Annotated in this window: 6 protein-coding genes; all 6 read left to right on the top strand. The window is 77.7% G+C overall.

The features are described from left to right. Positions 1–527 precede the first annotated feature (527 nt). The 6 genes from steA to G1H19_RS12540 all read left to right on the top strand — a co-directional run bounded on the left by steA (position 528) and on the right by G1H19_RS12540 (position 8,923). On the top strand, positions 528–1,712 hold the full coding sequence (gene steA, locus G1H19_RS12565) for a putative cytokinetic ring protein SteA (RefSeq protein ID WP_152731174.1): 1,185 nt from the start codon (positions 528–530) through the stop codon (positions 1,710–1,712). Then, positions 1,709–2,653, top strand: a complete 945-nt coding sequence (locus G1H19_RS12560) for a copper transporter (protein WP_162392105.1) — start codon at positions 1,709–1,711, stop codon at positions 2,651–2,653. Before steA ends, G1H19_RS12560 begins: the two co-directional genes overlap by 4 nt. Next, a complete protein-coding gene (locus tag G1H19_RS12555) occupies positions 2,650–3,522 on the top strand; it encodes a hypothetical protein (RefSeq protein ID WP_235927830.1) in 873 nt (290 codons plus the stop codon). The genes G1H19_RS12560 and G1H19_RS12555 overlap by 4 nt, the downstream gene beginning before the upstream one ends. A 79-nt stretch (positions 3,523–3,601) precedes the next feature. Further along, positions 3,602–5,260, top strand: a complete 1,659-nt coding sequence (murJ, locus tag G1H19_RS12550) for a murein biosynthesis integral membrane protein MurJ (RefSeq protein ID WP_162392106.1) — start codon at positions 3,602–3,604, stop codon at positions 5,258–5,260. Beyond that, entirely contained in the window at positions 5,253–6,419 is a 1,167-nt protein-coding gene (locus G1H19_RS12545; RefSeq protein WP_162392107.1) for a glycosyltransferase family 4 protein, read from the top strand. The genes murJ and G1H19_RS12545 overlap by 8 nt, the downstream gene beginning before the upstream one ends. Beyond that, entirely contained in the window at positions 6,416–8,923 is a 2,508-nt protein-coding gene (locus G1H19_RS12540; RefSeq protein ID WP_152731172.1) for a hypothetical protein, read from the top strand. The genes G1H19_RS12545 and G1H19_RS12540 overlap by 4 nt, the downstream gene beginning before the upstream one ends. Position 8,924 lies beyond the last annotated feature (1 nt).

Below are 8,924 nucleotides of genomic sequence, written 5' to 3'. Positions count from 1 at the left end.
GCCGGGACGGACGGTGCCGGGACGGACGGTGCCGGGGCGCTCGCCGGCACTGCGGCGCTGGCCGGCACTGCGGCGCTGGCCGGCACCGCAGCGGCGTCGTCGGCGTCGTCGGGGTCGGCGGTGGCGCCCGGTGGGTCCACGGCGACACGGTCGGCACCGCCTCGCGGGCCGGCCGCCGCGTCCGCGGGTGGGTCGCCGGCAGGCTGCGCCACCTCGTTGGGACGGTCGGGCACCGCCCGGACGTGCGCCTCCTCGGGTGGTGCCTCGGTCCCGGTCACCTGCTCCAGGACAGTCGCTGTACGGCTGAGTGCGTGCGCCCCTCCAGTCACAGCAGCCACGCTCTCCCGCGCGTACGCGGAGGTCCGGGACGTCACCGGGTGCCACGCCCGGCGTGTCGGGTGTCCCGTCGTGGCGGTCACCTGCTGTGACGAACAAGCTCCTCACCGGCGTCGGGGAGGGGTCCGTCACGGCGTCCCGGTGCGCGTCGGTGGACGGCGGCCCGTGGTGACCATGCGACCATCGCCGCCATGCGCATCGGCTCCCTCCGTCGCGGCCGGGCTCCCGAGACGGCCTCCGGAGTCGTCGGCACCGTCCGGCTGGACCGCCGCACGAAGAACCTCACCAAGCGGCTGCGCCCCGGCGACATCGCGGTCATCGACCACATGGACATCGACCGGGTGAGCGCCGACTCCCTGGTCGCCTGCAAGGTCGCGGCCGTGGTCAACGCCTCGGCCAGCATCTCCGGCCGCTACCCGAACCTCGGTCCGGGCATCCTCGCCGCCGCCGGCATCCCCCTGGTCGACGGCGTCGGCAAGGAGGTGTTCGCCCGCCTCAAGGAGGGCGCGACGGTGCACCTGGAGGGCAACCGGCTGATGGCCGACGACGTCGTCGTCGCCGAGGGCGTGCGCCAGGACGACGCCAGCATCGCCGAGGCCATGACCGAGGCCCGCGCCGGCCTGTCCGCCCAGCTCGAGGCCTTCGCCACCAACACCATGGAGTACATGAAGCGCGAGCGCGCGCTGCTGCTCGACGGTGTCGGGGTGCCCGACGTGCGCACCCGGATCGAGGGCCGGCACGTGCTGGTCGTCGTCCGCGGGTACGACTACAAGGAGGACCTGCAGGCGCTTCGGCCCTACATCCGCGACTACCGGCCGGTGCTGATCGGCGTCGACGGCGGGGCCGACGCGCTCAAGGAGGCCGGCTACCAGCCGGACATGATCATCGGGGACATGGACTCGGTGAGCGACTCCGTGCTGCGCTGCGGGGCCGAGGTCGTGGTGCACGCCTACCCCGACGGCCGGGCCCCCGGCCTGCCCCGGGTGCAGGACCTCGGCGTGGACGCCATCACCTTCCCGGCCGCGGCCACCAGCGAGGACATCGCGATGCTGCTGGCCGACGAGAAGGGCGCCACGCTCATCGTCGCCGTCGGCACGCACGCCACGCTGGTCGAGTTCCTGGACAAGGGCCGCGGCGGCATGGCCTCCACCTTCCTCACCCGGCTGCGCCTGGGCGGCAAGCTGGTGGACGCCAAGGGGGTGAGCCGGCTGTACCGCAGCCGGATCTCCACCCTGGCGCTCGTGCTGCTGGTCCTCGCGGCCCTCCTCTCGATCGGCGTCGCCGCCGGGCTGTCCACGGTCGGCCGCATCTACGGCGACCTGGTCGTCGACCAATGGGACAGTTTCGTGTTCTGGCTGGAGAACCTCTTCTCGTGATCGACTTCCGGTACCACCTGGTCTCCCTGATCGCCGTGTTCCTGGCGATCGCCCTGGGGATCGTGATCGGCACCACCGCGCTCAACGGCCGGCTGGTGGACAACCTGGAGAGCCAGGTCAGCGGGCTGCAGGAGGACAAGCGCACGCTGGAGGACACCAACCAGGGCCTGCAGGCCCGGCTGGACGACGTCGGCGCCTTCGAGGAGGCCGTGGCCCCCTCCCTGGTCGGGGACACGCTGACCGGGCGCTCGGTGCTGCTGGTGCTGGCCGACGACGTCGCCACCGAGGTCGTGGACGAGGTCAGCTCCCTGCTGGGCAGCGCCGGTGCCACGGTGACCGGCACGGTGTCGATCACCGAGGCCTACAGCGACCCGACCGTCGCCCCCAGCCTGGAGAGCTACGTCAACGGTCCCGGTGTGCCCACCGGTGTGCAGCCGACGCCGAGCAGCGACACCGGGGAGCTGGTGGCCGGGGTCCTGGCCCAGGTGCTCATGACGCCGCCGGCCGAGAGCGGGCAGCCACCGGCGGCGCAGACCAGCGGCGAGCTGGCCTCGGTGCTGTCCGCACTGGCCGGGCTGGACGTGCTCAGCTACGACACCGCCCCCACCGAGCGTGCCGACTTCGCCGTGGTGCTGGGCACCGGGCCGCTGGGCGTCGGGGGGGACGCCGACGCGACCGCGCTGCTGCAGCTGGTCACCGCCCTGGACACCGAGGGCTCGGGCGTCGTCGTCGCCGGGGACGCGGCGTCGGCCACCGGCGGTCTGGTGGCCGCGGTGCGCGCCGATGCCACGGTGTCGGCCGCGGTGTCCACGGTGGACAACGTGGACACCGCCGCCGGCCGGATCAGCACGGTGCTGGCGCTGCCCGCCGAGGCCCGGGCGCTCTCGGGGGCCTACGGCACCGGGGAGGACACCGAGCCTGCTCCGCCGGTCCAGCAGTGACCGGGATCCCCGCCACACCGCCGGGGCCCGGCGTCCGGGTGGCCCTGCTGCTCGCCGGGACGGCGGCCTCCCGGGCGGGGCTGGCCGTCGCGTACCGCCTCGCCGGGGAGCCGGCCGGTGGCCGCTGGCAGCGGACCAACTACGCCGGCCGGGCGCTGACCCTGCTCGGCGGGCCGGTGCTGGCCGCCGCGGCCACCGGCACCGCGGTCGCCGGGGCACCCGCGGGGACCCGGCTGGCCGCCGCCGTCGTCGGCACGGTGGCCGGGCTGGTCGGCGGCTACGACGACGTGGTGGGCGCCCGGCCCGAGCAGGCCCGGGACAAGGGCCTGGCCGGGCACCTGCGCGCGCTGCGGGCCGGGCGGGTGTCGGCCGGTGCGGTGAAGGTGGCCGGCATCGGCGCCGCCGCCGCGGTGGCCGCGCTGCTCACCCGGGACCCCCGGGCGCCGCTGACGGTCGCACTCGGGGACGCGGTGCTCACCACCGGGTTGGTCGCCGGCACAGCCAACCTGGTGAACCTGCTCGACCTGCGGCCCGGCCGCGCCGCGAAGACCACCGTGCTCGCTGCCGCGGCCACGCTCGGCGGCCCGGCCGGGGGGCTGGTCGCCGGCCCGCTGGGCGCCGCCCTCGGCGTGCTGCCCGACGACCTGGGCGAGCGGCTAATGCTCGGCGACTGCGGTGCGAACGCCGCGGGCGCACTGCTGGGGTTGCGGCTGGCCGTCGGGCCCGAGTCCGGACGCGGCCGGCGGTGGGCACTGCTCGCCGGGATCACCGGGCTGACCCTGGCCAGCGAGCGTGTCAGCTTCACCCGGGTCATCGAGGCGACACCCGGGCTGCGGGAGGTCGACCGGCTCGGTCGCCGCCGGGCGTGACCCCGCACCACCAGTGGAGCCCGCAGCGCGGGGGCGCGGGGCGGGGCACGGGGCGGGGCACGGCAGCTCGGGGCCGACGGTGACCCGCCGCCAGTGGGCGTCCGGGGTGGCCGGCGCGGCCGCGCTGATCGCCGTGCTCACCGTGGTGTCCCGGGTGGCCGGCTTCGGCCGCACGCTGGTGTTCACCAACACCGTCGGCGCCGGCGACACCGCGGACACCTACACCGCGGCGAACAACGTGCCCAACATCGTGTTCGAGGTGGTCGCCGGTGGGGCGCTGGCCAGCCTCGTCGTCCCGATGCTAGCCGCCGGGATCGCCGCCGGGGACGCCGAGGCGGTGCGGCGCACCGCCTCGGCGCTGCTCGGCTGGACGCTGCTCGTGCTCACCCCGCTGGCCGTGGTGCTGGTGCTGCTGGCGCACCCGCTGGCCGAGGCGCTGCTCGCTGACAGCGACCCGGCGGAGATCGACCTGGCGGCCCGGCTGCTGCAGCTGTTCGCCCCGCAGGTGGTGCTCTACGGCCTGTCGGTGGTCGGCACCGGCGTGCTGCAGGCGCACCGCCGGTTCGCCGGCCCCGCCCTGGCCCCGCTGCTGTCCAGCGTGGTCGTGGCCGGGGCCTACCTGACCTTCGCGGCGCTGGACGGCTCCCCGACGGTGCAGGGGCTGGGACGGGACGCCGAGCTGGTGCTCGGCATCGGCACCACCCTGGGGGCGGTGGCGCTGGCCGGCTGCCTGCTGCCGCCGCTGCTGCGGCTGCGGCTCGGACTGCGGCTCTCGCTGCGCTTCCCGGTCGGCGTCGCGCCCCGGGTGGCCCGGCTGGCGGTGGCCGGCGTGCTCACCCTCGCCGGGCAGCAGCTGGTGGCGGTGACCGCGATCCGGCTGGCCAGCGGCGGCCCGGACGGCACCCAGACGGTGTACTTCGCCGGCATGACCCTGTTCCTGCTGCCCTGGGCCGCGCTCGCGGTGCCGCTGGCCACCTCGGCCTACCCCGGGCTGGCCGAGCGGGCCGCCGTCGGCGACGAGGCGGGCTACCGGCGGGGGCTCGCCCCGGTCGCCGTGCTCGTGCTGGCGGCCTCGGCGGTGGCCGCCGCGGGGCTGGTGGTCGTCTCGGGTCCGGTGTCGGCGGTGTTCCTGGCCTCCGGGGAGTACGCCGACCAGGCCGTGGCGCTGCAGCGCACCGTCGTCGGGTTCGCCCCCGGCCTGGTCGGCTACGCGCTGGTCGCCCTGCTCACCCGGGCGCTGTACGCCCGTGGCCTGTGGCGGGCCCCGACGGTGTGCGTCGTCGGGGGCTGGCTGGTGGCCGTGGCGGTGGACGTGCTGCTCGCCGCCGTGCTGCCGGCCGCCGACCGGGGCCTCGCGCTCGCCCTCGGGCACAGCACCGGGGTGACCGTGGCCGGTGTGGGGCTGCTGCTGGCGGTGCGCCGGGCGGCCGGTCCCGGCACGCTGGCCGGCACCGGGCGCCCGGCCGCCGCGGCCCTGCTGGCCGCGGTGCTCGCCGGCGCCGCCGGCCTGCTGGTGGTCCGGTGGCTGGGTGCGGACCCGGTGCCGGACGGCGGGGTGCCCACCGCGGTCGGCACCGGCGTGGCCGGCGGCGTGGTGGCGCTGCTGGTCGCGGCGGGCGTCATGATGGTCACCGCACCCAGGCAGGTGGTGCAGGCGACCCGCGCGCTGCGCCTCGCCTCCGGTCCGGCCACCGCAGGGCGGTCGCAGGCACCCCAGCAGGAGGTGATCGGTGACTGAGCGCTCCCGCTCCACCACCCGTGTCCTGGAGGGCCGGCGGGTGGCCGAGGTGCTGGCCACCAGCACCGGCGGGGTCGGCACCCACGTGCGCTCGGTGCTGCCGGCGCTCGGCGCGGCCGGCGCCGCGCTGCGGGTCTGCGGGCCGCGCGAGACGCAGGCCCTGTTCGACTTCACCACCGCCGGTGCCGACTTCCGGGCCGTCGGCATCTCGGCCGGCCTGGACCCGGTGGCCGACGGCCGGGCCGTGCTCGCGCTGCGCCGGGCCACCACCGGCGCCGACCTGGTGCACGCCCACGGGCTGCGCGCCGGGCTGGTGGCGGCCGCCGCCCTGGCTGCCGACCGCGGGGGTGCACGCCGCCCACTCGTGCTCAGCCTGCACAACGCCCTGCCCGAGGGCGGCGGGCTGCGGCACACGGTGCTCCAGGCCGCCGAGCGGGCCACCGTCCGGCGCGCGGACATGGTGCTCGCCGCGTCGGCCGACCTGGCCGACAACGCCCTGGCCCTCGGTGGCCGGGACGTGCGGGTGGCCCCGGTGTCGGCGCCGCCGCTGCCACCGCCGCTGCGCCCCCGGCCCGAGGTGCGCGCCGCGCTCGGCCTGGACGACGCGCTGCGCCCGCTGGTGCTCGCGGTGGGCCGGCTGCACCCGCAGAAGGGCTACGACGTGCTGCTCGACGCCGCCGCCCGGTGGGCGCGCGGCCCGGTCGACCCGCTGGTCGTGGTCGCCGGGGACGGGCCGCTGCAGCAGCACCTGCAGCAGCGGATCGACACCGAGGGCCTCCCGGTGCGGCTGCTGGGCCGGCGCAGCGACGTCGCGGACCTGCTCAGCGCCGCCGACGTCGTGGCGCTGCCCTCGACCTGGGAGGCCCGCTCGCTGACCGCCCAGGAGGCCCTGCGCAGCGGTGTGCCGCTGGTGGCCACCCGGGTCGGCGGGCTGCCGGAGCTGGTCGGCGACGCGGCGGTGCTGGTGCCACCCGGTGACGCCGACGCGCTGGCCCGGGAGGTCACCGCCGTGCTCGGCGACCCCGGGCGCTCGGCGGAGCTGTCCCGGCGGGGCCGGGCGCAGGCAGCCCGCTGGCCGGACGAGGCGGCCACCGCCCGCCAGCTGGTGGCCGTCTACCGGGAGCTGCTCGGGCCGCCGGCGGACCGGCCGCAGCCGTGACCACCGCCCGGACCCGTTCCCGGCCCCCCGCTCGGACGCGTGCGCGGCTCGCCACGGCGCTGCTGGGGGTGCTCGGCCTCGGCCTGCTGCTGCCCGGCCCCGCGGCCGCCGCCCCGGCACCGTCGGGCAGCGCCGTGCTGGCCGCCGACCAGCCTGCCGGCGACGACACCGACGGTCAGGCCACCGACGGCTACGCGGCCGACCGGGTGGTGCTGGTCGGCGTCCCGGGGTTGCGCTGGTCCGACGTGGACGCCGTGGCGACCCCGCAGCTGTGGTCGCTGGCGGGGGAGTCCTCGATCGGTGCGCTGTCGGTGCGCTCGGCCCGCTCCACCACCTGCCTGCTCGACGGCTGGGCCAGCGCCGGGGCCGGCAACCGGGCCCGGTACCCCAGCGAGGAACCGCTGCTGCTGGACCCGCAGCCCTCCGCCCCGCTGCCCGACGACACCGTGGGCGACGGCGACCCCACCGGGGACGACCCCACCGAGGACGACAGCGCCGACGACACCGGGGACGGCGCCACCGGGCTGGGCCCGTGCGGCCAGCAGGAGCAGACGGCGCGGGTGGGGCTGGCCGACCCGGCCGGCACCGTCGCGCGGATCGCCGCCGACGCGGGCACCCGCCGCTTCGGGGCCGAGCCCGGCGCCCTCGGGGAGACGGTGGGCTGCGCGACGGTCGTCGGGCGCTCGGCGTCGGTCGCCGTCGCCGCGCGCGGGGCCGGGCTGACCGTCACCGACGAGCCGGCCACCGACCCGGCCGGTGTGGCCGACCAGCTCGACGCCGGGTGCCCGCTGGTGCTGGTGTCCCTCGACGCGCTGGTCGACGCGGGCGCCGCACCCGACGCCCCGGCGGCAGGGGACCCGGCGGCAGGGGACCCGGCGGCAGGGGACCCGGCCGCCGTGGACCCCGCCGTCCGGGCCGCGGCGGTGGCCCGGGTGGACGCCGCCGTGGGGCTGGTGCGCGCCGCGCTGGCCCAGCTGCCCGGCTCGACGCTGCTGCTGGTGCAGGGCGTGTCCGAGGTCGACGGCGACGAGGCGCAGCTGCACGTGTCGATGGTCTCCGGGCCCGGCTTCGGCACCGGCTGGCTCACCTCGGCCAGTACCGGCCGGGCGCCGTTCGTGCAGCTGATCGACACCGCGCCCACCGTGCTGCGCGCCCTGGGGGAGACCGCCCCGGCCTCGATGAACGGGCAGCCGGTGCGCACCGCCGGCGCGCGCCCGGACCTGGCCACCGCGGTGCGGCAGCTCGACCTCGCCAACACCGCCGCGATGGTGCACCACAGCACCGTCGGCGGCTTCTTCTGGTCGCTGGTCGCCGTCGCCGCCCTGCTCGTGCTGGCCGGGTCCCTGGTCCTCGGCGGGTTCTCCGGGCGACCAGGTGTCGCGGCCGGCAGCCGGGCCCGGCGCTGGCTGCGGCCGGCCTGCCTGCTGGCCGCGAGCCTGCCGATCGCCACCTACCTGGCCAACGCGCTGCCCTGGGAACGGTCCGGGTCACCTCGGCTCGCGCTCGTCGGGGCGGTGCTGGCGGTCACGGTGCTGCTGGCCGTCGTTGCGGCGCGCGGGCCGTGGCGACGTCGCCGGCTCGGGCCGCCGGTCGCCGTGCTGGCGGTCACCCTGGGCACCCTGCTGGGCGACGCGCTGACCGGCTCGCACCTGGAACTGGACGGGCTGCTGGGCTACGACGCCATCGTCGCCGGGCGGTTCGTCGGCTTCGGCAACCTCAGCTCGGGCCTGCTGTCGGTCAGCGGACTGCTGCTCACCGCCGCGGTCGCCACCGCGCTGGGCCGCCGGGCCGGGAGCCGCACGGCCGCGGCCGACCGGTGGGTGATCGGCACGGTGGCGGTGCTGGGCCTGGCCGTCGTCGCCGTCGTCGGGGCGCCGTTCTGGGGCCGGGACTTCGGCGGCGTGCTGTCCGGGCTGCCCGGCTTCGTGCTGCTGGCCATGCTGCTCGGGCACGTCCGGGTCACCGTCGCCCGGCTGGTGCTCGTCGCCGGCGTCGGCGTGCTCGGGGTCTCCGTCGTCGCGCTGCTGGACTGGCTGCGCCCGGCCGAGTCCCGCACCGCGATCGGCCGCTTCGTCGACCAGCTGATCGAGGGCCGGGCGTGGACGGTGGTCAGCCGCAAGGCGCAGGCCAACGTCGACATCCTGCTGGGCAGCGCGCTGGCCTGGATGCTGCCGGTGTGCCTGGTCACGGCCGTGTGGCTGCTGTACCGGCCCGGGTCGCTGCGCGGCGGCCCCGGCGGGCTGCTGCGCAGCCGTCCCGGGCACGCCCCCGGCGGCCTGCCGCCGGCCGACCTCGCCGTGCTGCGCACCGGTCTGCTCGCGGTGGCGTTCACGCTGGTCATCGGGGCAGCGGTGAACGACTCGGGGGTCGCGCTGCCGGCGACGGCGGCCACGCTGCTGCTGCCGCTGCTGGTGTGGCTGGCCGCCGCGCCACCGGTGGCCCCGGGACCGGCGGAGCCCGCGGACGGCCAGCGCCCGGCGCACGCCCCCTCGGCTGCCGCCTGAC

It is taken from the genome of Goekera deserti, assembly GCF_010685995.1.
Taxonomy (GTDB): domain Bacteria; phylum Actinomycetota; class Actinomycetes; order Mycobacteriales; family Geodermatophilaceae; genus Goekera; species Goekera deserti.
Note: the sequence above shows the minus strand (reverse complement) of the source record. Positions and strands in the feature narration are given on the sequence as shown.

Coding starts and splice junctions, on each gene's coding strand:
- steA (WP_152731174.1), top strand. CDS start 528: ATGCGCATCGGCTCCCTCCGTCGCGGCCGGGCTCCCGAGACGGCCTCC.